Source organism: Moraxella atlantae NBRC 14588 (assembly GCF_001591265.1).
GTDB lineage: Bacteria > Pseudomonadota > Gammaproteobacteria > Pseudomonadales > Moraxellaceae > Faucicola > Faucicola atlantae.
Genome location: NZ_BCUL01000006.1, coordinates 18,071 through 43,715, shown reverse-complemented (window position 1 = coordinate 43,715; position 25,645 = coordinate 18,071). Strand labels below are relative to the sequence as shown.

Here is a 25,645-nt window from a genome sequence, read left to right as displayed (position 1 = left end):
GCACAAGCCTTTGTTTTTAGGAATATTTTTATATTATGCAATCGCCAATATCACCCATCACGCAGCCTGCGCCCACCGAGGAGCAACAACAGGCATTACAGATGGCGATGGCACGACAATCGTTTAAAATCGTCGCTTATGCAGGGGCAGGCAAGACCACAACGCTGAATTTAATTGGCAACCAATTGCGTGGGCGCGGTTTGTATTTGGCATTTAATAAAGCCATTGCCAGTGAGGCTCAGCAAAAATTTGCCCGTCATATCGACTGCCGCACGTTTCACTCATTGGCGTTTCGTCACACGTCGCGTGATATCACCGCCAAGTTGCGCCTACCACGGTTTTCACCGACACGATTAGCGCACGATTTGGGGCTGCATCCGCTGCAAGTGCGCCGCGTGATGGATGGTAAAAACCAATCCGTCACGCTATCGCCTGAACGCCAAGCGCGGATGGTTGCCGATGCGGTCAGCCAGTTTTGTAGTACCCACGCCAGCTACCCTGCACCGCGCCACTTGCTGCTGCCCAGCTGGCTGTCACCCAATGATGCCGAGGAGTTGCGCGAACAGCTGTATCCGTACGTTGAAAAACGTTGGCTGCAATCGATTGACCCACGCCATCCTGCAGGCATTGGGCATGATATTTATTTAAAACTGTGGGCGTTGTCTAAGCCAATTATCCCCGCCGATTTTATTTTGTTTGATGAAGCGCAAGACGCTGATCCGTTGATGATGGGCATTTTGACCCAGCAGCCGACACAGGTGATTTATGTGGGTGATGCCCACCAGCAGATTTATGAGTGGCGCGGCGCGGTCAATGCCATGAAGCGTTTGCCACTACCGCAAACCTTGCTCACGCAATCGTTTCGCTTTGGCGATAAAATCGCCGAGGTTGCCAACACGTTTTTGTCAGCGTTGCAAGAGCAAGTACCATTGCGCGGCAACCCTGTCATGCCTTCAACGTTGGCAAAACAACAGATGCACGGGCAAAAAGACGCCATTTTGTGCCGCACCAATGCCAATGCCATGCTGCGCTTGCTAGATGGGCTTAAGATGGGGCACAAAGTCGCCCTGCAAGCCGATACCGACCGCCTGCTTAAATTCAGCCAAGCCGCCGAACGCTTAAAAAAAGGACAAACCGCGTTTGGCGTACCAGAGTTGGCGTATTTTAATAATTGGCGTGAGGTGCAAGACTACAGCGAAACCAGCGAGGGCAGTGATCTCAAAACATGGGTCAAGCTGGTTGAAGAACACGGCACAAACACGCTCAACGACGCGATTGCTAGCCTCAGCGACAGCCAAAGCGCGGATTATATTATCTCAACGGCGCACAAAGCCAAAGGTTTGGAGTGGCAGCGCGTGCAAATCGACGATGATTTTTTGTACGATGTCACGCAGCAAGCGGTCAAAATCAGCCCCGAGGAGCTGCGCCTGCTGTATGTTGCCTGTACGCGGGCCAAGATGAATTTAGACGTGTTTCATATTCAGCCGTTACTCAACGCCCTGCAAGCCGATACCAAGGTAATTTATCAGTAACTTGTCGCTGAAAAATCTTTGTTTAAGTATGAAAAAATCACCAGTGATTCAACGTTTTAGCACGAGTATGCAAATATTTTGTTAAAACCGTTTAAAATCGCGTAACAAAAAGCGCGTGGTTGTCATTAAAAGTACACATTTTTTCATCAAAATTACACATTAGACAAAAACTGTATACGTTGTTGCCTGATTACGTGGTTTATCACTAACCATTGTCTATTCGTCACTCACATCTTGAGGTCATCATGGTAGATTCTGCTGCCACGCTGGGCGCACCGCACGACCCCTTTGCGGATTCACGCCCCCAGCTTCATCATAAGCCACACATAGCGACCGTCATCGTTTTCTTCGGCGTATTGATTGCAGGTTTGGTGTATATGTTTTTTAATGTGCATCATGACATCAGTATGGCGGCGGAAGCGCCGACCACATTGATGCCATATGTGCTACTTGGCGTCGCGCTGCTCATTGCGTTGGCGTTTGAGTTTGTCAATGGTTTTCACGATACCGCCAACGCGGTGGCGACTGTGATTTATACCCACTCACTGCCTGCGCCTGCTGCGGTGGTGTGGTCAGGGTTTTTTAACTTTTTGGGTGTTTTAACATCCAGTGGTCTGGTGGCGTTTGGGATTATTTCGCTGCTACCTGTTGAGCTGATTTTGCAGGTTGGCTCTGCTAATGGTTTTGCGATGATTTTCGCGCTGCTATTTGCTGCGATTTTGTGGAACTTGGGCACATGGTTTTTTGGTCTGCCTGCGTCCTCGTCGCATACGTTGATTGGTTCGATTGTCGGTGTGGGTATTGCCAACGCGATGATGCACGGACGCGGCGCGACAGCAGGTGTGGACTGGACACAAGTCGAAAAAGTCGGTATGTCGCTGCTGCTATCGCCGATTGTTGGCTTTGGTTTGGCAGCGGTGTTGTTGATTGTTTTGAAAAAAGTGTTTGCCAAACACCCTGAATTGTTCCAAGCACCTAAGGGTAACAAGCCGCCACCCACATGGATTCGCGGTTTGCTGATTTTGACCTGTACAGGTGTGTCGTTTTTTCACGGCTCAAATGACGGACAAAAAGGCATGGGCTTGATCATGTTGATTTTGGTCGGTGTGGTGCCGATGGCATACGGTTTGAACCATGCCATTTCACCACAAGAGAGTGCGCAATTTGGCGCATTGGCTCAGGTGACCGCGCAAGAGCTACGCCAAGTTAGCAATCCTAACGCGTTGGCAGGGATTAATGACCAAAACAGCCGTCAGATTTTGACCACGTTTGTACAAAACAAACAAATGAACGATAAAGTTTTACCTGCATTGGCACATACGGTTGATAGCATCGGCGAACAAGCGCGTGCTGAGCCTAATATGCAGCGTTGGAACAGCCAAGTGGTTGGCAACATCCGTAACGACATGTATTTGACCTCTGAGGCAATCAAAAACCTAAAAGCCAAACAGCCTGAGCTGCTGCAAGGTAAGTTGGGCGAAGATGTGGACGGCTTTAAACGCAATATCGATAACGCTACCAAATTCATCCCAACGTGGGTTAAGGTGATGATCGCGATTGCTTTGGGACTTGGTACGATGGTTGGTTGGAAGCGTATCGTGATCACGGTGGGTGAGAAAATCGGTAAAACTCACTTGACCTATGCGCAGGGCGCGTCAGCTGAGTTGGTGGCGATGTCTACCATCGGTATGGCGGACGTTTGGGGCTTGCCTGTTTCGACCACACACGTGTTGTCATCGGGTGTGGCAGGGACGATGTTTGCCAACAAAAGTGGCTTGCAAAAATCGACCATTGTCAATCTGTTGATGGCATGGGTATTGACTTTGCCTGCGGCGATTATTTTGGCGGGCGGCCTGTTTTGGTTGTTTAGCACGTTGTTTGCTTAAGCCCAAAGCCAGTTAAGCACCGCAATCAAAAAACCCTCAAACAACATTGGGGGTTTTTTTATGCACCACAAAAAGCCAGATATAAAAAAGCCTCTTGGATGTTAAGAGGCTTTTTTGCACGGGTAAAAATGCAATTATTTAAGCATTGTACCATCTGCAGTCACAACTGATTTGTGCGAGTATTCACTGCGCGCAGGCAGGCTGATGGTGGCTTGTTTTTTGATGTAATCGACCAGTGACTGGGTGTATAGCAGCTTGGTGTCTTCAACGCGGCTTGGATCTTTGAAGATAGGCGCAAGGCTCAGATAACCGTCTTTACCGCTTGCGATGTAGTCGTTGGTCACCATGATATAGGTTTTGTTTAAATCAATCGGTGCCCAAGTGCCTGTTTTGCGGTCACGCACTTCTACGTTTTGTACGCGGTTGCCTTTGTTTTGGTTTAAGCGCAAGTCCCAACGCAAGCCATCGGCATATGGATGCGCGCCTGTTGAGGCTTTGTTGCCATTTTGCCCAAAGCTTGCGTTTTCAACCGCGTCTTCTAGCGTGGCAACGACTTCTTTACCCGTGACGGACAGATTGACCAGCGTATTGCTAAATGGCAGCACTTCATTGGCATTGCCGTAGGTGATATCACCTGACTTGAGCGCGATGCGTACACCGCCTGCGTTTTGTAGGGCAAAGTCCGCACGAAGGCTTGCGTCCAAGAACGATTTGGCGACCAATTGTGCCGCATCGCTACCACGTGCTAAGAATTTGCTGTCTTCACAGCCTGCAACGTTACCTGAGTTCGTGGTGCCAGGTACACGCACCAAGCAGAACGTGTCTTTGGCAACACCGATTTTTTCGGTAAGCTTATCTTTAAGCTGGTCTTTATATTTGGCAAGGACGGCTTCTGCCGCTGCGTTTGGTGTGACAGGATACAGATAACTTTGTTTTAACAGTGCGGCGTTGTTATTTTGCAAACGTGCGATCAACGCTTGGTTGTCAGCAGCATTGATGGTTTCATAGGTTTTGCCGTCGCTGCCAAGTTTTTTAAGCGTCATCCCGATCGGCAAAATGCTAGAGCCTGTGCAGCTATCAACCGCGCCTTTGTTATTGAACTTGACGTTCATCACACCGACAGCTTTGGTGTATTCCCACGCTTGTCCCACACACACGGTGTCGCCGTCTTTGTTTTTGACCACGGTTGGGTATGGGCCTTGTGAGCCAAAGTTGGCTTTATTGTCATAGGCTTTGTAATCACCCAACAAGGTGTGGGTGTCACCACCAATAATTACGTCCACACCTGTTAAAGCATTGGCAAGTTTGACATCGTTTTCATAGCCATAGTGTGACAAAATAATGATATGCTCAATGCCTTGTTTTTTAAGCACATCAATATATTTTTGCGCGGTGGTGGTTTCATCCAAAATCTCGGTGGTTGAAAGTGGGCGCGACGAACCTGCTGTTTTGCCGCGTACCTCAAGCCCAATGATACCGACTTTCACACCCTCTTTGGTGGTTTTGATGGTGTACGGCTTGATATAGTCATCGCTCTTGTTGGGAGCCAGTGGGGTGCCAACTTTTGGCACGACGTTAGCACCTAAAACAGCGGTTTGGCACGTGCCGCCGTGCAAGCGGTCAATGAAGCGTTTGAGCACCGCATCAGAATCGTCAAATTCATGATTGCCCACCTCAAACGCGTCAAAACAAATCGTATTCATCATGTCGGCATCGGCATCGCCCAAATAAAAGCTATAGTAGCTCGTACCTGTGACTGCATCGCCTGCGTGTAGTTTTAAGAAGTTTTGTCCTGCAAATTGGTTTGACAAGTCGTTGAACAGTTGGGTCACGCGTGCAAAACCGCCCAGTTCAGCTTGATAGGTTTGCCCGTCTAGGGTGAAGGTTTGGGTAGCGTCAGACTCAAGGTGTGAGTGGTGGTCGTTGATATGCGCTAAATTGAGCGTGACGGGTGTATAGGTCTGGGTATTGACGCTGGCAGGAGTTTCAGGATTGACCGCAACGATTTTGGTTTCGTTGTCGTCATCATTACAACCTGTCAAAGCGGCAACCATCACCGCTGCCAATGCGCTGATTTTAAATAATGGCTTCATAAAAAATCCGTGATATTTAAAAAATATAAAACAAGGGCTTAAAAGCATTGCTAAAAACACTTAAGCAATAGTACGCAACCTAACATAACAACGTGTCAATTTTGTGAAAAATTTGCGTGAGCGATGATTTTTGCCCGCACTACATCACACCCAATGTCATCACAGTGTCATCAATCTATTGGATAATGAACCGTTAAAAATTAGGTTATTTTTAAAACTCAAGGGAATATGATGATGTTAAAATCAGTATCCGCGTTACGCCTAAGCTATCTTGCCATTGCAATAGGGAGTGCTTTGGCCTTATCTGCGTGCGGCGATGATGACAATGAAACCAAAATTGTTGCCGTTAATACCGACACAGCGACCAATACAGGTACACCAAATAACAACACCAATAACAACACCAATAACAACACAGGCACGGCGGATACGAGCACACCGCCTACGCCACCCAAAACTGTGACTTATGAACAAATTTTGGCAAACATTGCAGGTCAAGGCGTTGATTTACCTAAAGTTAATGCCAATTTACTAACGCTTAAAGACAAAGACGGCAAAACCGTAGTGATTCAACAAGGTGGCTATGGCTCAGACGCATTTGTCAATCCCAATAACCCTAAACAGTTCTATGCTATCACTGACCGTGGTCCCAATGCCGATGTTAAAAATGGCATGGACAAAGCCGATGCCAAAGCCTTTCCTGTGCCTAAATTTGCCCCACAAATTGGCTTATTTGAACTACAAGACAGTGGGGCTATCAAGCTGATCAAAACCATCACGCTCAAGCGTCCTGACGGCGTGACTGAGGTCACAGGCTTACCCAATCCAAACTTTGGTGCGACCAATGAATTGGCGTACGGTAAAAATTTAACGGGCGATTACTTTGACCGCTTGTTGCTCAAAGACCCTAGCGAACCCTACAATGCTAGCCTCAACCCGACCCAAACCGACGCCTACGGTATGGATAGCGAAGGCTTGGCAGTGATGAAAGACGGTACATTCTGGATCAGCGATGAGTACGGTCCGCATATTGTGCATTATGATGCCAATGGTAAAGAACTGGCGCGTATTAACGCGTTTAGCGGCAATGAAGCAGGCGCAAGTACGTTTAAGGTCAATGGCAAAACCATCTATCTGCCTGCTGAATTTAAAAACCGTCGCCCTAACCGTGGTATGGAAGGCTTGACTGTAACACCTGACCAAAAATACTTGGTTGGTATCATGCAATCAGCGATGGAAAATCCCAAGTCAGCTGCCAAAAAATCTAACATGACGCGCATTGTACGCATCAACTTGGCAACGGGCGATATCGAACAATTCTTGTATCGCCAAGAACGCGCCGCGGATGGTTCAGTGCTCAGTGATTCAAACTCAGGTCTGGTTGCGATCAACGACCATGAATTCTTAGTGGTCGAGCGTGATGGCAAGTCGCTTGTCGATGATGCCAACGCTACTAAAATGATTTATCGTATTGATCTCAATGGCGCGACTAATATTGAGGCGATTAAAGATAGCGGTGATATCAAACAAGATGCTGATCAAGGTTTGATGATCGGCGGCAAGACACTTGAGGCGTTGACTGCCGATGAAACAGGCTGGGATACACTCAAAGCGCACAATATCACGCCAGTGGGCAAAAAGATGTTCATGGATTTGGTCAAAACTTTTAACTATCCGCATGAAAAATTTGAAGGTATCTTGCTGTTCCCGAATGGACAGGTTGGCGTAATTAATGATGATGATTTTGGTATCAGCTCACAAAACGACAAAGCCAATAAGCGCGATTATGTCACCCAAAAGTATATGGATAAAGCAGGCACTCAAATCGAAACCAACCGCATTTATATCGCGCCGTTAAACCAGTATCAAGCCAAATAATCGCGCATCTTGCGGCAATTTCAACCAAAAAAACCGCCTCTTATCAAGAAGCGGTTTTTTTAATGGAGGCAATGACTAGTGATCGCTTGGCGCCGCCGCTCCAATACCCGTCAAGGAGCGAACATATTGCGCATCGTAGCCAGCTTGGTCAATCGCTGCCCGTGGTGACTTGACCACTACACACCAAGCGCGCCATAAAAGACTAAGTCAGAGACCATGTCGGTGGTCCAATTGTCGCGTTTGGTACTGCGATACCAAGCCAAACCGTAAGCGGCAGCAAAGGCTAGCAAATACATTAGCGCATACCAGTGCACTTCCAATGGACCCAAGGAAAGCGCTACGGGATCATACTGAGGATGAATCATCATAAAGGCATCATAATTATTGGTAATAGAATGTATGAAATAGGCTTATATAAGAAATTTTTTGTCCAACAGTTGAAAAGTACAACTATCGCAAGTCAGAATCTCATCTTATGGATAGAGAGACCTTCCAAGTAAACTCGCCTTCGATCTAATCTGAGCGGTTCATAGACAGTATGAAGCTAGTTACTACCTGGCAATCAACAACTTTACAGCAACCTCAAAAAGACACTCATCTTTGATAGTAATACTAACTTTGCCATTATGAGCATTGGCGATAGCTTGCACAATAGATAAGCCTAAGCCTGTTCCTGAATGCATCGTATTCGTTTTATCATGACGATAGAATCGCTCAAACAGTTTATCGGCTTCAATCTGATTTAATGGTTTGTCTAGACGGTTGGTCATAGTTATTCTTAACCAGAGCTGCTCTGGGGATTGAATATCGTCTTTTGGCGCATTAAGCGAGGTGCTTGAAGTGAGGACAGTAGCGGATATCATAATAGTGCTATTACTAGCCGCATAATAAATCGCATTTGACATCAGGTTGGCAAACAGCCGTTGCAATAAGCCTTTATCACCTAGTACTGTTTTAAAATCACCCGATTTTTCAAAGATTATCTCACGATCCTCAGCAATCATCTCATAATAATCTATAAGCTTTGTGATCAAGCTCTCTATATCGACATGACTGATTTGCGAATCACTCAGCTCTTTTTGAGTTTTTGCCAGTAATAACATATCGTTAATCATGGCGGATAACTGCTTTAACGTATCATGCTGATGATGCAATTGCTCAATGTATTCGTCGCTTTCTCTTGGCTTAGTTAACATGACTTGCGTTTGCGTACTCAGCGTCGCTATTGGCGTACGTAGCTCATGGGCGATATTGTCTGAAAACCGTGATAATGATTCAAAGTTACTTTCAAGCTTGGCCATCATAGAATTATAAGACTCCGTTAGTGGACGTAATTCTAACGGCATATCGCCAACCACAATTCTTTCATCTAACCTTTGAAGATTAATGCCTTTCATCTTTTGTACGATAGTAGCTAGGGGAGCAAAACCCCAGTGTACACTTAGTGCTGCTACTGAAACCAATAATAAGGTAATGGCGATAAGTATCAAGCTCAGCTGGCGATTAAACTGGATAAGATATTGATGATGCACATCGATAGGTAGAGCAATAAATGTCAAAACCTTTTGATGTGTAATGATAATGGCTCGGTAATGCCTATTATTTATCTTGATCATAAACTGCTGATCGCGATAGTCCTGCAATAGTTGTAACAAGCTAAAATCTGCTGGTAGATCATTGATGAAATTACTGGGATCGCTGGACAATAAATTGCCGTTTTTGTCTGATATTAACGTTTTTAAATCATAGTCTAACCAAGAAGAATGTAGATGATTGGCATCAATTAGCGCTTGCGACTTTGATACTGTGAATGGTTCTATGTGATCTTCCAAACTAACCATACGTTTGCGCAGGTTAAAAGCTGCATGAGTAAGGATTTCTGAGTCCATTTGCTCAAAGTGTCCACTCACAGAGCGCTGAACCCATGCGTAGATAATAACCTGAGAGATAATAACGAACAATGTCAGTAAAAAAATAGTTCGCCATAACAGTGACCAATGCCAATTCTTAGATTTATGTCTCATTTGATGTCAGACTGTCTTTATTAATACTGTCGTCGCCCATGCCACTATCCACGTCGACAGCCAGTGGCTCTAACTTGTAGCCCATTCCGCGTACCGTATGAATCAGCTTTATATCAAATCCATCATCAATTTTTATCCGCAGGCGCCTTATAGCCACGTCAATGACATTCGTATCACTGTCAAAATTTATATCCCATACTTGCGAGGCGATCACAGTGCGCGGCAGTACCTCACCTTGACGTTCTAAGAAAAGTTGTAATAAAGCAAACTCTTTAGCAGTCAATTTTATATTAGTGTTGCCTCTATGAACGGTGCGTTTGGCAATATCCATTTTCAGATCAGCTATGTGTATGACCGAGCTTTTATAATCAGATTGATTGGCACGGCGCAATAGGCTTTTTATTCTAACAATCAGTTCAGCAAAAGCAAAAGGTTTGGTCAGATAATCATCGCCACCAATTTCAATACCTTTGATCCGATCGCTTAAATCATCTTTAGCCGTTAAAAATAAAACTGGCGTATGCTTTCCAGCAGCTCGGTAGCGCTGTACCAACTCAAAGCCACTGACGTCAGGTAGCATGACATCCATCAAAACCACACTAAAATCTTCAGTCATTAACGCATGATAGCCATCTAAACCTGTCATGTGATGATCCACGATGAAACCGGCCTCAGTTAAGCCTTTCTTAATATATTCTCCAAGGTTTTTCTCATCTTCTACTAACAGTACTTTCATCGTTGCTTACCTTTATATCATTATAGTTGTCAACAGCGTATCACTATGAACCGTCCTGGTTTTATCGGAGACAGGTTTGCTTGAGTCAGGCAGCATAGCCTGACGAAATTAATGAACAATAGTAGATATTTTCCGCATCAACAGGCGATACATATCCATTGGTAGAATGCAATCGTTCATAGTTGTACCAGTGTACCCAATCAAGGGTTGCTAGCGCAACATCATTTAAGCCATCCCATTCCTGTTTCAAATAATCAATCACCTCCGCTTTATATAGCCCATTCACACTTTTAGCTAGGGCATTATCTGAGCGAGGAAATAGCGAAGCACTGCTTCGCCCGAGTGCAAGACGTAGGGCTATGCCCGAAGTGGAGTCACCAGTCGTACCCACTGATGCAGCAAGCCCCGATTGTTTAAGCCATTCACCGTACTTAATCGATAGATACTGACTACCTTTATCAGAATGATGAATTACCCCGCTTGGTCTACCTCTAGCGTCTAAGGCTTGATTTAGGGCATCTAGGACTAGCTGAGTGTCCATATGATTCGATACTTTCCAACCCACAATAACTCGCTTAAATACGTCAATCACAAAGGCGGTATAGACCCGGCCTGATTTAGTTTTAATGTAGGTAAAATCAGCGACCCACAGCTTGTTTGGGCTATCTGCAGTAAAGTTGCGTTTAACAAGGTCATTCGGCTTGTCTTGGTCGTCTCTCTGCTTCATGGTGATTTTGCCTTTACCCCGCCATACGCCTTGAATACCAAGCTGTTTCATCAGGCGTTCAACGGTACAGCGACCAAGCTTTGGCAGGTCGGCTTGTTTGAGTTCTCTGATTTCTCGCTCAAGCTCAGCGATACGAGCGGCTTGGCTTTCAGTGCTAACCGTCACAGGATTTTGCTTAGCTAGGTGCTTTTGATGCCACGAGCGTAGGGTTTCGGGTGTGCAGCCAAATTTGGGGGCGATAGCTTGGATGGCCGCCCATAATGAGGGATAATCTTTTTGTGATTCAATCAGTAATTCGACGGCTCTTTTCTTAACTTCTGTTGGGTATTTTTTGCTTTTCATAAGGGTATTGTCTCAGAGTTTTAGGTCTCCGACAATCCTGGGACGGTTCACTAACATTGTTAGCTTATCAGCCATATATTTATCAGGAACCCTTGTTATAACAGTGTTCTTTGGATAAAGACAGATGCTGGTATTTGGTTTTAATGACAAGAAGATGACAATATTATGCTGTTCCTAACGAACATGTAATATCCGTGTCATCTAGCTGTCAGCCACCATTTAGTATTCTAAATCAACGCCGCATACTGGCTTGTCTCTGATACAGACTACCTCTACGAGTAAAGCAATTATCCTACTTAAACAGTTTGTTATTTATCTTTAAAGGGTCTTATATGAAAAATTATAGTTCATTAAAAAAAGCAGCTTTACTTTCAGTATCGATGTTAGTGGCATGTTAGCGGCCAATGCGCATACCACAAACTTAGATGCTTCTGTTCTCGGTAATTGTGATGCGCTCACTAGTTTTGCAAGGAACGCAGATCATAACGATGCACAGATTTCTAGCGCGCAAATGAAAGGCTATGTTGATGCGAGAGTCGCGTGTCAGGTACAGCATCAAGATCAACATTTGCAGTCTGAAAAGTATTTTTTGAAAAAATATGGTAGCGATCGTGATACAAATGCTGAAGCCATATTAAATGAATATATCGCGCATTAAAATCTAAAGCGGTAAGAATGACAGCATTGTAATCTTAACGTCATCTACCAGTCAGAATGATTAATGTATCATTTAGGCTAGTTTAACAGCTATTGAACTCAATAGCCTTTAATCCAAACAATAGGAATTAATCATGTCACAATTTAAATTACTGTCTAAATCAATCGCAATGACGGCCATCGCTCTTGTCGTATCGACCTCAGCTATGGCGCATGATCCAAAAATGCATGATGAAAAAGATCAAATGAACTGTGAAAAGATGAAAAAGCATATGGATATGATGGGAAAAATGGATCATAGCAAGATGGACATGAGCGATCCTGCCATGAAAGCGATGATGGCTAACATGGGTAAAATGAAGCAAATGTACCAAAAACACTGCGTTACTAACGACAGTAAATCTTAAAAATTTTAGCTCTGTTAAATAGCAGTCAACACTTAACGGAAATAAATTTTTAGGAAAACATATGAAATTTTTATTGGGTGCGCTCTTTACCGTATTTGTGGCAATCGTTAGCGTGTTTGCGGTTGTTACTAGTGGCGTTGTCAATGTGTGGGAGCTGACCAAGAGCATAGCCCAATGATGTTTAGCTTTTTAGAAACCGCTCGCAATCGTTCCATAGCAAATGCCAGTAAAGATATTGTGGTACCAGATTTAGAGAAGGTTGAGCTAATCAGTTCTGGTGGCGCGGACTATAAGGATATGTGTGCAGGCTGTCACTTGTCTCCGGGAGTGGCACAAACTGACTTTAGTGAGAGCTTATATCCAAAGCCGCCCAACTTTACCAAGGCTGATATTGTCAAACGTTATCAAACAGAAGACGGTGCAAAGCAAAGCTTTTGGGCAATCAAACACGGTATTATGGCATCTGGAATGCCTGCGTGGGGCGCGTCCCATGATGATGCTAGAATGTGGGCAATGGTTGCTTTTATCAGATCGTTACCTGAATTAGATGAAAGCCAATACACGATGCTAACCACTAGGATAGATGGCGATATGATGGACATGTCATTTGATGGTGATATGAATATGTCGGATGATGGATCTGGAATGCAGCATTAATACTTTCTAGATATGAAAGCCTCCTAACTCACGGTTGTCGCTATCACCAATGTAGTACTGAACAGTGTCGCATTTAATGTTTTTAGTTAAGTACATAAGAATTCAAATATAGGGTGTAAGTTTTTAGAATATCGAGCATAACAATAGACGTTTAGGAGTAATTTAATGAGACATTACACACATGTGTTTTCTAATGGACATAACTGGTTATCCGGTCGTGTCCTTTTATTGGTGGTGACATCGTCACTCTCGTTAACGCTAGCCGCTTGCAGCCAATCTAATACCAGTGGCTCTGATTCTCAACCAGTAAAGGTTGAACAGTCTGCTGCCCAGAATGCACAAGTACAGAATGAAAGTTCTGCTCCTGCAAATGCTCCCGTTAACAGATCGTCATCATTACTCAAAAACGTCTCAGCCACGGTTTATAAAGATGCCAACTGCGGCTGCTGCAAAGAGTGGGTAGGCTATGCAAAAAACAATGGATTAAGTGCAACCACGCACGATGTGGAAGATCTATCCTTATTTAAGGAGCGTTATGGCGTACCACAGCAAATGCGCTCTTGTCATACCACCGTTACCACCGACGGTTTTGTCTTTGAAGGGCATGTCCCTGCTAAACACATGGCTGAATTCTTAGCAAACCCTCCTGCACAAGCTATTGGACTTGCCGTACCGAGTATGCCGGTTGGTAGCCCCGGTATGGAGTATGAAGGTAAATTCATGCCTTATAAGGTAATGCAGCTTAATAAAGACGGCACCACAGAAGTCTATGCTGCTATTGATTCTCCTCAGCAGCAGCTGTAGTGTTGGCTTAGATGTGAATAGATTCTGTTAAATATCGAAAATATTGTAACTATAGGCTTAACCACCATCTCTCAAATTAAATCAGGTTATCATTATGAATAAACAGAACATACTGAACCGCCGACGTTTTTTAACCGGATCCTCTGCTGTCCTTGGTGCCTCCTTGATGCCGACTATTGCTAGTAGCGCACTGGGACAATCGAGTCGCTCAGGCAGTCAGGGCGCTACTATTAATAGTGATCAAAACGTTCATAAAGTACCTGTATTGACAGGCAAAGAGTTTGATTTATACGTCAGTAAACAGTCCGTTATTGTGAACGGCAAAAAGAGCATGGCGACGCTCATCAATGATTCACTACCAGCACCGACGCTAAAAATGCGTGAAGGCGATACGGTGGTGATACGTGTTCATAATCAGATGGATGAATCAACCTCTATCCATTGGCATGGACTACTAGTACCGTTTGAGATGGATGGGGTGCCGGGCATTAGCTTTGATGGTATTCCTGCGCACAGCACCTTTACTTATAAATTCAAATTAAAACAATCAGGCACTTATTGGTATCACTCACACAGTGGGTTCCAAGAACAAACCGGTATGCTGGGTGCCATTGTGATTGAACCTAAAGGGCGTGAGCGTCATCCTATCGACGAAGACCATGTGATCGTGCTTAGCGATTGGACCAGCCGCAACCCGCATAATCTCTTGAAGCTGCTCAAACAGCGCGCCGACTTTGATAACTACCATCTACCAGACTTCAAAAAACTGCTTGTTGATATTGCCGAAACGGATATGAAAACCGCGTTTGATAAGCGCAAAATGTGGAATCAGATGCGCATGATGCCCACTGATTTTACGGACTTGTCGGGTGAAAACACATTTACCTACCTTATCAATGGCAAAACGACCGCAGCTAATTGGGCGCAAATCGTCAAAGCAGGACAGCGCGTTAAATTACGCTTTATCAATGCCTCAGCGCAAACCATCTTTGATGTGCGCATACCCGGTCTCAAAATGACTGTGGTGGCAACCGATGGCATTGATGTCGCCCCAGTTGCGATTGATGACTTTCGCATTGGCGTGGCTGAAACCTATGATGTCATTGTCACCCCGACCAAAGATGCGCATACCATATTTGCCCAAAACATAGACCGTTCGGGCTATGTCGCAGCAACGCTTGCCACCAAAGAAGGTGCTCGTGCGGCAACGCCTGCTATGGACAAAATTGAATGGCTCACCATGGCAGATATGATGGGTGCTATGGGTGCTAATGGTTATAAAGCTAAGCACGCTAAAACAGAATATGACTTTAAGTCTGATATGCGTGTGGACAGTCCACGTATGAACCTTGACGATCCAGGTATCAACCTGCGCAATATTAATAGAGAGGTATTGAATTATAGTCAGCTACGCTCTGTCGATGAGGCAATATTTGCGGAGCAGCGCAAGCCTACCCGAGAGATCGAGCTACATTTAACCGGTAACATGGAGCGCTATATTTGGGCGTTTGATGGGGTTAAGTTCAGTGAGGCCACGCCGGTCAATATCAAGCCGGGTGAGCGCGTGCGTATTACCTTAGTCAATGACACGATGATGAATCATCCGATGCATTTACATGGGATGTGGAGCGATTTGCGCATGCCTAACGGTGAGTTTCAGGTGCGCAAGCATACGATGATGGTGCAACCAGCTCAAAAAATTAGCTTTGATGTCACAGGAGAAGCTGGTCGATGGGCATGGCATTGTCATCTGCTCTATCATATGGAAGCCGGTATGTTTAGAGAAGTGGCGGTCGTTTAAGCAAATCTTTGGTTGATAGGTGAGAGATGAGATGAAAATACATAAAGTGGGTTTACGGCTCGCTGGGGTATCATCATTGGTATTACTAGCATCATCATTTGCTAATGCTGCTGACCCTGCCACTGCTAAAAAAGACATGACTATGTCAGATATGGACCGTAGTAGTATGAACATGTCGGATATGGATCATAGCAAAATGGATATGTCTGGTATGGACATGTCGGATATGGATCACAGTGGCATGGATATGTCAGGCATGGACCATGGCAGTATGGATATGTCAGGTATGGACCATGGCAGTATGGATATGTCAGGTATGGACCATGGCAGTATGGATATGTCAGGCATGGACCATGGCAGTATGAATATGTCAGGTATGGACCATGGCAGTATGGATATGTCAGGTATGGACCATGGCAGTATGGATATGTCAGGTATGGACCATGGCAGTATGGATATGTCAGGTATGCAAGGTGGTAAAGCTCCAGCTGATGCTCGCAGTCCTGACTATTCAAACGGTGTTCCCTATGGACGCTATGGTCAGCCTATGATGATGGGTGATATGCCATTATGGGGCGTTTCTGTAGACGATTTAGGCTATCAGTTTGATGACGATCAGATTAATTATGAGGTTAGTGCTTGGTATGGTCTAGATGAGCGCCGTCTATCTTTACGTAGTGAAGGTAGTGTTCAGACCAAAGATGAGAAAGACATTGATAGTCTGACCTCATTGTCTTACTGGAAGCCGCTAAGTATTTTTTGGAATGGCGAAGCAGGGGTCGCCTATGATACCAAGAATGATAAGCCTGCCATTATGGCCGGTATTGTCGGCACAATGCCTTACTTTATTGAAACAGATGCTAGAGCATATCTCTACACCGATGGTCAAGTTAGGCTTGATCTTGGTGCAGAATATGAATGGCGTTTGGGTCAGCACTGGGTTGTGATACCGGAAGTTGGTCTGTCAGCTTTTAGTAAAGACGATATTGACAATCATATCACCAAGGGATTCAATGAATTAAAGACTGAAGTTAGACTGACTTATGAAACCTTAGGTCGTCAACTGGCACCTTACGTCGGTGTGAGCTATGAGACGGCTCTTGGCAGTGCGCGTGGCCAGCGGCGTCAAGAAAATGAATCGGTTGATAGCAGTAGTTTGACTGCCGGTGTTAAATTCTGGTTCTAACATTGTCAAAATTATAGGAGATATATTATGAATACTTCTGATCAAAACAGCATGAATCATCAAAGCCATCAACAGGGCATGAATCCTTATGTGAAGTTCACTTTGATGATTCTGACGTCTACGATTGTAATGTTTATCATGATGTATTTTAATACCTATCAATTGGATCATGTTTATTTTAGTGAGACCCGAGCTTATATGGCATTATATATGGGCGCAGTCATGGCGATTATCATGCTCGCCTTTATGGGTAATATGTATAAGAAGACCAAGGTAAATCTACTGGTTTATGGAATAAGTGTAGTAATGTTTGCTGTAGGTATTTGGGGTGTGCGTTCCCAAGCAACGGTTGATCAAGTCGATTGGATGCAAGCCATGATACCGCATCACTCGATTGCCATTTTGACGAGCTCAAGAGCAGATATTGAAGACCCTAGAGTACAACAGCTCGCTGACGATATTATTAAGACGCAAAAGCGTGAAATCGCTGAGATGCAAGCGCTTATTGAAGAGCTCGAATAGACGGCTATATAATATAGAGGTATGGCAAGCTAAGAAATTGATTATGAAAAAATGGTGATACCTGGTATCAGCGCTATAGTCTTCGCTGGTACCTTTACCTTAAAAGGACAGATTGCACAGATAATTAATGTGATTTTTTACCTACCCCTTCAACTGCAGTAACTGCTCTTTGTTTTACTGTACTTATTATCAATATTTATTGTCTTCAAGGAGTGGTTTTATGAAACATATTGCCGATGAAAAATCTATCAAAGGTGGTCAGTACGATAAAGTACCGGAAAATTATAGCGGTACGGTCTATATTTGTCCTATGCATCCAGAAGTAAGAGATGTTGAAAAAAGTGACTGCCCAATATGTGGTATGTTTCTTAAACCTGAAGACGAGGTTGCTGAATCCAATAACCATGAAGATAGTCATGCGCATTGTCATGGAGCGGATGCTAATAATAGTAATGAGGTAAATTCTGTCGAAGACGATAAGTACGACAAGATACCGGAAAATTATAGCGGTACGGTCTATATTTGTCCTATGCATCCAGAAGTAAGAGATGTTGAAAAAAGTGACTGCCCAATATGTGGCATGTTTCTTAAACCTGAAGACGAAGTTGCTAAAGATGATAGTCACGCTAGCTGTCATGGAAAGGATACTGATAGTAGCGGAGTAAAATCTGTTAAAGGCGGTAAATACGATAAAGTACCTGCTGATTACGATGGCACGGTATATACCTGTCCTATGCATCCTGAAGTGAGAGACGTTAGAAATAGCGGTTGTCCGATATGTGGTATGGCGCTTGAGCCCGAAACGCTTACTATCGGTGAAGAGGACACCTCAGAGCTTGACGACATGACTCGTCGTTTTTGGATATGTACCGTGTTGACTGTACCGCTATTAATATATGTGATGAGCGGTATGTTTGGAGTTGACTTTAGTCAGTATGGTATACCTTCACAGGTTTTACAATGGGCTGAGTTGGTGCTTGCGACACCTGTAGTGCTTTGGGGGGCCGCCCCGTTTTTCGTTCGTGGCTGGCAGTCTATAAAAAGCCGCAATCTTAATATGTTTACTTTGATTGCGATAGGCGTAGGCGCTGCTTATATTTTTAGTATTGTCGCGACCTTTTTTCCCGATATTTTCCCAGACAGTTTCAGAGATGCCTCTGGTCAAGTCGGAGTCTACTATGAAGCAGCAGCGGTCATTGTGACCTTGGTGCTACTGGGTCAAGTATTAGAGCTCAAAGCCAGAAGTCAAACTTCAGGTGCGATTCGAGCTTTGCTTGAGCTAGCTCCACCGACTGCAAGACGTGTCGATGAAAACGGTGAAGAAGTCGAAGTCTCGCTTGATGAGGTCGTCACTGGCGATAAGCTACGGGTTAGACCAGGTGAGAAACTACCCGTAGATGGTACAGTGATCGATGGTAATAGTAATGTTGATGAATCAATGGTGACGGGTGAGCCAATCCCTGTATCAAAAGTAGCAGGAGATACAGTGACTGGTGGTACGGTAAATGGCACCGGAACGCTATTAATCGAAGCGGTCAATGTTGGAGCAGATTCAGTATTATCTAAAATTGTACAAATGGTTGCTGAAGCCCAGCGTAGCCGCGCACCTATACAGAAATTGGTAGATAAGGTAGCTGGGTGGTTCGTACCGATCGTGCTTATTTGCTCCGTCATTACCTTTATTGTCTGGGCAATATTTGGCCCTGAGCCCGCTATGGCCTATGCTTTGGTTAACGCGATTGCGGTACTGATTATTGCTTGTCCTTGTGCCCTTGGTCTAGCGACCCCGATGTCCATTATGGTTGGTACCGGCAAAGGCGCGCAAAACGGCGTCCTCATCAAAAATGCTGAAGCGTTAGAGAGTATGGAAAAAGTCGATACCATTGTCGTCGACAAGACCGGAACACTGACCGCTGGTAAGCCCGAGCTTACCGCAATTGATGCGCAGGTAGGTCAAGATGAAGACGAGTTCCTCGCATTGGTAGCCTCAGTAGAAAGCGCTAGCGAGCATCCTTTAGCAGAAGCTATCGTTAGAGCAGCTCAAGAAAGATCACTCATTATTCCTAAAGCTACTGACTTTAATTCGACTACTGGCGAAGGCGTACAAGCCGTGGTCGATGGTAAGAAAGTCGCTATTGGTAACTCTAAGCTTATGGAAAGCCTAAATAGTTTTGATAATGAGCTGTCCACTAAAGCTGATGTCCGTAGAAAAGACGGTGAAACGGTAATGTTTGTGGCTATAGACGGTAAAGCTGCTGGTATTATTTCAGTTGTTGACCCTATTAAACCAAGCACTAAAGAGGCTATTTCACTGCTTCATGACGCAGGTTTAAAAGTTGTGATGCTAACCGGTGACAACGAAAAAACCGCGCAGGCAGTCGCCAATAAACTAGGTATTGATGAAGTTCATGCGGATGTCTCACCAGAGGATAAAAACCGTATCGTCAAAGAAATGCAAGACAGCGGTAAATTGGTCGCTATGGCGGGTGATGGTATCAACGACGCACCAGCGCTAGCGCAAGCTAATGTTGGTATCGCTATGGGAACCGGTACCGATGTGGCGATGGAGAGTGCGGGCATTACCCTGCTAAAAGGTGATTTAATGGGCATTGCCAAAGCTTATAAGCTTAGCCACGCCACCATGCGCAATATCAGACAGAATCTGTTTTTTGCCTTTATCTACAATGCACTTGGTGTACCTATTGCCGCAGGTGTGCTCTATCCCATATTTGGGCTTCTGCTCAGTCCGATGATAGCAGCGGCAGCGATGAGCTTGTCGTCATTCTCGGTGATTGCTAACGCGCTGCGATTGCGCCGTTTGAAACTATAATTCTGGTACGGTAAAAAGTGTTCTAAAGCACACTGACACATACTGGTCTAAACAAGATCACAAAATATAAGGATACCGTTATGGGCAGCTTTTCTATTACACATTGGCTGATTTTATTGGTCGTAGTGGTGGTCGTATTTGGTACTGCCAAGCTTAAAAATGCAGGTAAAGATCAAGTTCGATTATGTCCTAGCCGATTCATGGTTTTCAGCCAATGCAACATTCAAGCACATCCGTAAAGCCAAAAAACACTTTATCTTTGCATTAAAGTCAAATCGCTTGGTGGCTTTAACACCTGATGATAGACAAAAAGGTAACTTTGTACGTATTGATGAATCTAATCTACCCGATAATACCCCTGTTCACGGCTTTTTAAATGACTACCATGATGAAGTCTTGTTATTACGCCGAGTCTTTACAAACAATGACGATTCGACAGGGGTACTCTATCTGGTGTGTTCGGATTTGCAATGCGACAAGGATACGTTTATCAACAGCTATCAAAAACGATGGCAGGTTGAAGTGTATCATAAGTCGTTAAAGCAAAATGCCAATTTGGGTAAGTCGCCTGCTCACAGCCAAAGGGCTCGGTTTAATCATGTCTTTTTAGCCACGTATGCGGTGTTTAAGCTTGAGTGTTTGAAAATCAAAACTAAGTTAAATCATTTCGCTTTGCGTTTTAAGTTACTCGTATCTGCTAATCAGTCGGCTTTTGCCCAGCTTAAGGCTATGAGCGGTGCGTAACTTCAGATAATATAATAACTGCTAGTTTTCTTTTAAACATAAAATTTCCTTTACCATTATAACCACTTTGATAGCAACACGCCTAACGCAAACAGCGTCACGGGGCGGTCTGACATTCCTTGTCAGTGGCTTTAGGTATTATTCACACAAGCAGAATCCTGTGCTTGCCAAGCTATTATTGAACAAAACCTTACATAAAATCCAGTGGATTAACAAAAAAATTGCTGAATTGATAACGATAAATTTAACAATTTGCTAAATATAACTAACTTTATATTCAATTTTATACCAATTTTACACACAATATTGTCGAAAACTGCACAGACGTTGGTTAAAATAGCGCACAGTTTGCTGTAACGGATAGAAAAAAGGGTGATGACACAACGATTAAATGCCAATACTGGCGTAGGGCTATGGCTCAAATGGACGCTGCTGGTGTGGATGAACGCTATTGTCGGTCTGGTGGTGACGTGGGATAACATGCGTCAAGATGGCGTGCTATACTGGCTGGGTGTAGGTTTGGGCGTGTGTGTGTTTATTCCACTGTATGCCTTGGCGGAGCGTAGCTTACGACGGCGCGGTGTGCGCGGTATTGGCAAGGCATTAACCATTGGCGTTATCATCCGTGCGCTGCTGCAAATTGCCGTCGTGGTCGATGTCTTGGCAGGCATGGTTGGTATCAGTGTGGCAGAAAACGTGGTCGGCGCAGCACCAGGTGACGCAAAGCAGGAGTTTGGCTTTTATTTTGTCACCACTGTGGTGACAGGTGCGCTGCTGTCTGTGGTTGCGTGGGTGCTGACTGCTTTGGTACTACTTGGCATGCGGTTGGTGGCGCGTAGACGGCAGCCACCTTTAGTTACTGATACCACCGACCCAACACAAACCACCGTTGAATAACGAATGCCACAAAAATTGCGACCAATACCGCTAAACCAATACCGCTAAAAATTTAGCCATATCCAGAAATAATATTGATAAAAATTATCATTCGTATTATTATAGCGAATTTCTAGGCGAGTCTATCGACTGCCGCTATCAAAATGATATTGGGGCTTTTTGGGTATGTCATCCGCCACCACACCACCGCATTCGCTGATTGCTCATAAAACACGGCTGGCTACCTGTATTGGTGTGCTGTTGCTGCATATAGCGGTGGGTTGGGCGTTGTTGCATATGCCCGTTGTGTCGCTACAACCGCCCAAAACCACGCCACCGCTAGAGATTGCTTTTGTTGATCTGACTCCTAAAGCTAAGCCCACCGTAACACCGCCTGAAAAAACCAAACCTGTGCCCGTGCCGCCAGTTGAAACTGACCCACCACCACAACCTGAGCCGCCAACTCAGCAAAAGACACAAGCTGAGGTCAGCCCATCTGGCGTAAAATCGGTGACAAATTCGCCTTTACCTGTACCGATGCCTGAACGTGAGCCTATCAGTGAGCCTAAACCGCAACCTACCGCCGCGCCACCAACGGATGTCGAGCTTTTGCCCGATATTCCTTTAGCCGATGCTAATGACACGCCGCCACCCGAGCCGACGCAAGTAGAATCAACGCCAGTATTGTCCGAGGCTGAACCCGTATTGCCCCCTGAAACTGCGCCCATAGCGCACCCTGCTATAGACCAACAGGCGATTTTGGCAGCTCAGCAAGCCGCTCAAGCCGAACTGACTGCCCAACAAGCGCGTGAACAAGCCGAACGCGAACGCCAAGCCCAACAAGCCCGTGAGCAAACCGAACGCGAACGCCAAGCCCAACAAGCACGTGAACAAGCTGAACGTGAACGCCAAGCCCAACAAGCCCGTGAACAAGCTGAACGCGAACGCCAAGCCCAACAAGCGCGTGAACAAGCTGAGCGTGAACGCCAAGCCCAACAAGCCCGTGAACAAGCTGAGCGTGAACGTCAAGCTCAACAAGCCCAACAAGCCCAACAAGCCCAACAAGCCCAACAAGCCCAACAAGCCCAACAAGCCCAACAGCCACAAACCGTCACATTCGGTAGTGGTGACGCACGCTGGCGCGTGATGCCAAAAACCAACTTCACAGGCAGTATGGCGCGGTTAATTGAGAGACAACAGTTGACCCAAGTCGAGGCACGTCTACAAATCAGCCCACAAGGCGATGTTACGGCCGTCAGCATTGTTACCTCATCGGGCAACAGCCAAGTTGATAACGCCTTACGCCAACGCTTACTGGCGGGTAAACTGTATCCGCACCCCACGCCGCGTGTCGGCAACCTATTGATTAATCTCAACTGATCTTAAAAACATGTTGCGCCTGCCGCGCCATTTTTGGAGGAATGATGGATTTTGCAAGTTATTGGCAGTACACCGACGCGGTGAGTAAAACATTATTTATCGTTTTGGTGCTGTTATCGTTGGCATCGTGGATCATCGGTATCATGCGGCTGGTCGGTAGTCGGCAGTTGGCACGTTGTGTTAGCCAAGAACTACGCAGCCAACACCAGCAGCAGGTAGGGGCATGGGCAAACTTAGCACCCGACCAACAACGCGCCGCCGCTGAACAAGCCTTATTGCAATACATCAGCCGCTACCGCTACCAAAGCGAGCAAGGCTTAAGCCTGTTGGGTACGACTGCCGCCATTGCGCCGTTTATTGGACTGTTTGGTACGGTGTGGGGGATTTTTCACGCCCTGCACAGCATTGGCGAGACGGGGCAAGCAGGATTGGCGCAAGTTGCTGCGCCTGTGGGTGAAGCACTGACCATGACGGGGTTGGGCTTGGCGGTGGCGATACCTGCTGTTGTACTGTATAACATCGCCATGCGCTTTAATCGCGCCGCCATGTACCACGCCAATGACACCGCGCGCGCCTTACTGACTGAGGTCATCACCGCGGCACGCCAACTTTAAAATATCTTTTTAATAATAGTAGCACCTAACAAGGAGCGAGTATGGCATTTCAACTGGGCGATGATGAAACGCAAGGCATTCATGAAATTAACCTCATTCCGTTGATTGATATCATGCTGGTGCTGATGATTATTTTTTTGGTCACCGCAACGGTGCTAAACCCCACCGTACCGCTTAACTTACCCAAAACCACCGCATCGGTCAATAACGCGCCGCCGCAAGTCGTGCAAATCAGCATTGACAAAAACGGGCAGCTGTTTTGGGATGATACCGCCATCACACTTGCTGAGCTTGACACACGCTTTGCCGAGCAGGGCAGACTTGCCGAACCACCCACCATCCAGCTTCGCGCCGATCAAGACAGCCGCTATAACACCGTGGCGCAAGTACTTGCCACGGCTAGCCAAAACCAACTGACCAAAATCACCTTTGTTAGTGATCCGCAATGATATTTGGTTAAAATTGCATGCAGATGGTAGCTGATTACCTACTGCCGCTAAACATGTGGTGTGAAAAACGTCAGCAAAAAGTGTAGCGATTTGTTACCGCCGCGCCAATATGCCCTTGCTTATTGTGGTGTTATTCGGTTTAATACCGCTGAACTTGGGCGGCAAACCTTGGCTCAGCAAGCGCCGCGATTTGTAGAAAAAATTTTAAGTTTAATGGACTTGCGCGGTACGAACCTGTGGCATTTGCCACTGTGTTTGTGCGGTGCGATGGGTAGCCTATGCGACATTTTTATTTTGATATAGTGTTTACTGCTGTTGCGCTTGTCTTGGCAGCGTGGTGGGGCTTTTCGCACGGTGGGGCAGGTGCGGTGCTCTCGGCGGTGTTTATCACGCTGATTTTGGCGGTGATGGAGATTTCACTGTCATTTGACAACGCGGTGGTCAATGCTTCAGTGCTCAAGCATTGGGATGAGTTTTGGAAAAAGATTTTCTTGACCGTCGGGATTTTGATTGCCGTGTTTGGTATGCGGCTGCTGTTTCCGATTGTGATTGTTGCCTTGACTGCCGACATGGGTATGATGGAAGTCGTTGATATGGCACTGCACAATCCCAAAGAATACTCTGCCAAACTGATTGCCCACCATGCTGAGATTGCCGCGTTTGGCGGTATGTTCTTGTTGTTGGTGTTTTTAAACTTTTTGTTTGAAGATAAAGATATTCTGTGGTTTGAATGGCTAGAAAGCCGCTTGGTGCGCCTAGGCAGAGTCAATGCCATGAGCGTATTTATCGCATTGATTGTGCTGATGATTTCGCTATCTTGGGTACCTGTGGCAGAAAAACACGCCGTCTTGGTGGCAGGCGTGTACGGGGTTTTGGTGTATTTGGGCACCAATGTGCTCTCAGGCTTGCTTGAGGGCGATGACGATGAGGCGCAGGACACGGACGAAGCCACAGGCGGTAGCGACACCAAAGCCGTCACGGGTGCGATTGCGCGCGGCGGCATTGCAGGCTTTTTATACCTTGAGATTTTGGACGCATCGTTTAGTTTTGATGGCGTGATTGGTGCATTTGCCATCACCGATGATGTCATTATCATCATGCTGGGGCTGGCAATCGGCGCGATGTTTGTGCGTTCAATGACACTGTTTTTGGTTGATAAGGGCACGCTTGATGAGTTTGTGTATCTTGAACATGGGGCGCACTATGCCATCGGCGCGCTTGCTATCATCATGTTATTGTCCATGCGTTATGAGATTCCCGAAATTGTTACAGGTTTAATTGGTGTGGCATTTATCGTGTGGGCGGTGATAAACTCAATCGCGTATCGCAAACGCCATGCGGATGCCTAAGTGTGCGCAAAACGCGGTTGGTGTTGGTGTGCATCAAATTAATTGGGCTAAAAAACGTCACACAATCATAACAACCGCGTAAGGCAAACGCCTAGACAAAATTTGATCATACCGCTATAGTAAACGTGAGTGTTGGCTCACGTTTTTTTAT

At 45.6% G+C, this 25,645-nt stretch carries 21 protein-coding genes and 2 pseudogenes; 18 read left to right on the top strand and 5 right to left on the bottom strand.

Features of this window, described 5'->3' with window-relative positions; all coding sequences use genetic code 11:
- Nucleotides 1-35: 35 nt before the first annotated feature.
- Nucleotides 36-1,532 (top strand): UvrD-helicase domain-containing protein, encoded by a 1,497-nt coding sequence (locus MA2_RS05140; RefSeq protein ID WP_067057535.1) that lies wholly within the window; start codon nt 36-38, stop codon nt 1,530-1,532.
- 245 nt (nt 1,533-1,777) lie between these two features.
- Entirely contained in the window at nt 1,778-3,418 is a 1,641-nt protein-coding gene (locus MA2_RS05135) for an inorganic phosphate transporter (RefSeq protein WP_067057532.1), read from the top strand.
- Between the two features lie 134 nt (nt 3,419-3,552).
- Here MA2_RS05135 and MA2_RS05130 read toward each other — a convergent pair whose 3' ends face one another.
- On the bottom strand, nt 3,553-5,511 hold the full coding sequence (locus MA2_RS05130) for a bifunctional metallophosphatase/5'-nucleotidase (RefSeq protein WP_067057529.1): 1,959 nt from the start codon (nt 5,509-5,511) through the stop codon (nt 3,553-3,555).
- Between the two features lie 231 nt (nt 5,512-5,742).
- Between MA2_RS05130 and MA2_RS05125 the strand changes: the two genes are divergently transcribed.
- Nucleotides 5,743-7,389: an esterase-like activity of phytase family protein gene (locus MA2_RS05125; protein WP_158080590.1), complete on the top strand. Its 1,647-nt coding sequence runs from the start codon at nt 5,743-5,745 to the stop codon at nt 7,387-7,389.
- A gap of 179 nt (nt 7,390-7,568) precedes the next feature.
- On the opposite strand, the pseudogene MA2_RS05120 reads toward MA2_RS05125, so the two are convergent.
- From MA2_RS05120 to MA2_RS05105, 4 genes and pseudogenes are all read right to left on the bottom strand, one after another.
- Nucleotides 7,569-7,757: pseudogene (locus MA2_RS05120) on the bottom strand (prolipoprotein diacylglyceryl transferase family protein); the annotation flags it as partial.
- Nucleotides 7,758-7,940: 183 nt separating this feature from the next.
- Nucleotides 7,941-9,413 carry an ATP-binding protein gene (locus tag MA2_RS05115; protein ID WP_067057521.1) on the bottom strand — a complete coding sequence of 491 codons (1,473 nt, stop codon included), beginning with the start codon at nt 9,411-9,413 and terminating at the stop codon, nt 7,941-7,943.
- Complete coding sequence (locus MA2_RS05110) at nt 9,403-10,149, bottom strand: heavy metal response regulator transcription factor (RefSeq protein WP_067057518.1); 747 nt, start codon at nt 10,147-10,149, stop codon at nt 9,403-9,405. Before MA2_RS05110 ends, MA2_RS05115 begins: the two co-directional genes overlap by 11 nt.
- A gap of 85 nt (nt 10,150-10,234) precedes the next feature.
- The gene (locus MA2_RS05105) at nt 10,235-11,218 is read right to left on the bottom strand and encodes an IS3 family transposase (RefSeq protein WP_079351943.1); all 984 of its coding nucleotides are present in this window, start codon (nt 11,216-11,218) and stop codon (nt 10,235-10,237) included.
- Nucleotides 11,219-11,609: 391 nt separating this feature from the next.
- Here MA2_RS05105 and MA2_RS05100 point away from each other — a divergent pair, with 391 nt between their 5' ends.
- The 15 genes and pseudogenes from MA2_RS05100 to MA2_RS05030 all read left to right on the top strand — a co-directional run bounded on the left by MA2_RS05100 (nt 11,610) and on the right by MA2_RS05030 (nt 25,494).
- Nucleotides 11,610-11,876: a hypothetical protein gene (locus MA2_RS05100; RefSeq protein ID WP_245945288.1), complete on the top strand. Its 267-nt coding sequence runs from the start codon at nt 11,610-11,612 to the stop codon at nt 11,874-11,876.
- A 133-nt stretch (nt 11,877-12,009) separates the two neighbouring features.
- Nucleotides 12,010-12,282, top strand: a complete 273-nt coding sequence (locus MA2_RS05095; RefSeq protein ID WP_065253219.1) for a hypothetical protein — start codon at nt 12,010-12,012, stop codon at nt 12,280-12,282.
- Nucleotides 12,283-12,456: 174 nt separating this feature from the next.
- Complete coding sequence (locus MA2_RS05090; protein ID WP_245945289.1) at nt 12,457-12,939, top strand: c-type cytochrome; 483 nt, start codon at nt 12,457-12,459, stop codon at nt 12,937-12,939.
- A gap of 165 nt (nt 12,940-13,104) precedes the next feature.
- Nucleotides 13,105-13,743 (top strand): DUF411 domain-containing protein, encoded by a 639-nt coding sequence (locus MA2_RS05085; protein ID WP_067057514.1) that lies wholly within the window; start codon nt 13,105-13,107, stop codon nt 13,741-13,743.
- Between the two features lie 94 nt (nt 13,744-13,837).
- Entirely contained in the window at nt 13,838-15,544 is a 1,707-nt protein-coding gene (locus tag MA2_RS05080; RefSeq protein ID WP_067057510.1) for a copper resistance system multicopper oxidase, read from the top strand.
- A gap of 31 nt (nt 15,545-15,575) precedes the next feature.
- Complete coding sequence (locus MA2_RS05075) at nt 15,576-16,730, top strand: copper resistance protein B (RefSeq protein ID WP_067057507.1); 1,155 nt, start codon at nt 15,576-15,578, stop codon at nt 16,728-16,730.
- Between the two features lie 27 nt (nt 16,731-16,757).
- Nucleotides 16,758-17,252, top strand: coding sequence for a DUF305 domain-containing protein (locus MA2_RS05070; protein WP_067057504.1), 495 nt, complete (start codon nt 16,758-16,760; stop codon nt 17,250-17,252).
- Between the two features lie 220 nt (nt 17,253-17,472).
- Entirely contained in the window at nt 17,473-20,082 is a 2,610-nt protein-coding gene (locus tag MA2_RS05065; RefSeq protein ID WP_115253999.1) for a copper-transporting P-type ATPase, read from the top strand.
- Between the two features lie 80 nt (nt 20,083-20,162).
- Nucleotides 20,163-20,255: pseudogene (locus MA2_RS10885) on the top strand (twin-arginine translocase TatA/TatE family subunit); the annotation flags it as partial.
- The gene (locus MA2_RS05060; RefSeq protein ID WP_245945290.1) at nt 20,242-20,826 is read left to right on the top strand and encodes a transposase; all 585 of its coding nucleotides are present in this window, start codon (nt 20,242-20,244) and stop codon (nt 20,824-20,826) included. The pseudogene MA2_RS10885 and the gene MA2_RS05060, both read left to right, overlap by 14 nt.
- 375 nt (nt 20,827-21,201) lie before the next feature.
- A complete protein-coding gene (locus MA2_RS05055; RefSeq protein WP_067057501.1) occupies nt 21,202-21,723 on the top strand; it encodes a hypothetical protein in 522 nt (173 codons plus the stop codon).
- 165 nt (nt 21,724-21,888) lie between these two features.
- On the top strand, nt 21,889-23,082 hold the full coding sequence (locus MA2_RS05050; RefSeq protein WP_067057498.1) for a TonB C-terminal domain-containing protein: 1,194 nt from the start codon (nt 21,889-21,891) through the stop codon (nt 23,080-23,082).
- Nucleotides 23,083-23,126: 44 nt separating this feature from the next.
- A complete protein-coding gene (locus MA2_RS05045) occupies nt 23,127-23,696 on the top strand; it encodes a MotA/TolQ/ExbB proton channel family protein (protein ID WP_067057495.1) in 570 nt (189 codons plus the stop codon).
- Between the two features lie 41 nt (nt 23,697-23,737).
- Nucleotides 23,738-24,145: an ExbD/TolR family protein gene (locus MA2_RS05040; protein ID WP_067057493.1), complete on the top strand. Its 408-nt coding sequence runs from the start codon at nt 23,738-23,740 to the stop codon at nt 24,143-24,145.
- Between the two features lie 278 nt (nt 24,146-24,423).
- The gene (locus MA2_RS05030) at nt 24,424-25,494 is read left to right on the top strand and encodes a DUF475 domain-containing protein (RefSeq protein ID WP_067057486.1); all 1,071 of its coding nucleotides are present in this window, start codon (nt 24,424-24,426) and stop codon (nt 25,492-25,494) included.
- Nucleotides 25,495-25,645 lie beyond the last annotated feature (151 nt).

What these genes read in the sequence shown, in the direction of transcription:
- MA2_RS05050 (WP_067057498.1), top strand. Translation starts at nt 21,889, where the DNA reads ATGTCATCCGCCACCACACCACCGCATTCGCTGATTGCTCATAAAACA.
- MA2_RS05110 (WP_067057518.1), bottom strand. Translation starts at nt 10,149, where the DNA reads ATGAAAGTACTGTTAGTAGAAGATGAGAAAAACCTTGGAGAATATATT.
- MA2_RS05080 (WP_067057510.1), top strand. Translation starts at nt 13,838, where the DNA reads ATGAATAAACAGAACATACTGAACCGCCGACGTTTTTTAACCGGATCC.
- MA2_RS05100 (WP_245945288.1), top strand. Translation starts at nt 11,610, where the DNA reads ATGTTAGCGGCCAATGCGCATACCACAAACTTAGATGCTTCTGTTCTC.
- MA2_RS05130 (WP_067057529.1), bottom strand. Translation starts at nt 5,511, where the DNA reads ATGAAGCCATTATTTAAAATCAGCGCATTGGCAGCGGTGATGGTTGCC.
- MA2_RS05070 (WP_067057504.1), top strand. Translation starts at nt 16,758, where the DNA reads ATGAATACTTCTGATCAAAACAGCATGAATCATCAAAGCCATCAACAG.
- MA2_RS05040 (WP_067057493.1), top strand. Translation starts at nt 23,738, where the DNA reads ATGGCATTTCAACTGGGCGATGATGAAACGCAAGGCATTCATGAAATT.
- MA2_RS05085 (WP_067057514.1), top strand. Translation starts at nt 13,105, where the DNA reads ATGAGACATTACACACATGTGTTTTCTAATGGACATAACTGGTTATCC.
- MA2_RS05075 (WP_067057507.1), top strand. Translation starts at nt 15,576, where the DNA reads ATGAAAATACATAAAGTGGGTTTACGGCTCGCTGGGGTATCATCATTG.
- MA2_RS05065 (WP_115253999.1), top strand. Translation starts at nt 17,473, where the DNA reads ATGAAACATATTGCCGATGAAAAATCTATCAAAGGTGGTCAGTACGAT.
- MA2_RS05095 (WP_065253219.1), top strand. Translation starts at nt 12,010, where the DNA reads ATGTCACAATTTAAATTACTGTCTAAATCAATCGCAATGACGGCCATC.
- MA2_RS05115 (WP_067057521.1), bottom strand. Translation starts at nt 9,413, where the DNA reads ATGAGACATAAATCTAAGAATTGGCATTGGTCACTGTTATGGCGAACT.
- MA2_RS05030 (WP_067057486.1), top strand. Translation starts at nt 24,424, where the DNA reads ATGCGACATTTTTATTTTGATATAGTGTTTACTGCTGTTGCGCTTGTC.
- MA2_RS05055 (WP_067057501.1), top strand. Translation starts at nt 21,202, where the DNA reads ATGACACAACGATTAAATGCCAATACTGGCGTAGGGCTATGGCTCAAA.
- MA2_RS05090 (WP_245945289.1), top strand. Translation starts at nt 12,457, where the DNA reads ATGATGTTTAGCTTTTTAGAAACCGCTCGCAATCGTTCCATAGCAAAT.
- MA2_RS05105 (WP_079351943.1), bottom strand. Translation starts at nt 11,218, where the DNA reads ATGAAAAGCAAAAAATACCCAACAGAAGTTAAGAAAAGAGCCGTCGAA.
- MA2_RS05060 (WP_245945290.1), top strand. Translation starts at nt 20,242, where the DNA reads ATGCAGGTAAAGATCAAGTTCGATTATGTCCTAGCCGATTCATGGTTT.
- MA2_RS05125 (WP_158080590.1), top strand. Translation starts at nt 5,743, where the DNA reads ATGATGTTAAAATCAGTATCCGCGTTACGCCTAAGCTATCTTGCCATT.
- MA2_RS05140 (WP_067057535.1), top strand. Translation starts at nt 36, where the DNA reads ATGCAATCGCCAATATCACCCATCACGCAGCCTGCGCCCACCGAGGAG.
- MA2_RS05045 (WP_067057495.1), top strand. Translation starts at nt 23,127, where the DNA reads ATGGATTTTGCAAGTTATTGGCAGTACACCGACGCGGTGAGTAAAACA.
- MA2_RS05135 (WP_067057532.1), top strand. Translation starts at nt 1,778, where the DNA reads ATGGTAGATTCTGCTGCCACGCTGGGCGCACCGCACGACCCCTTTGCG.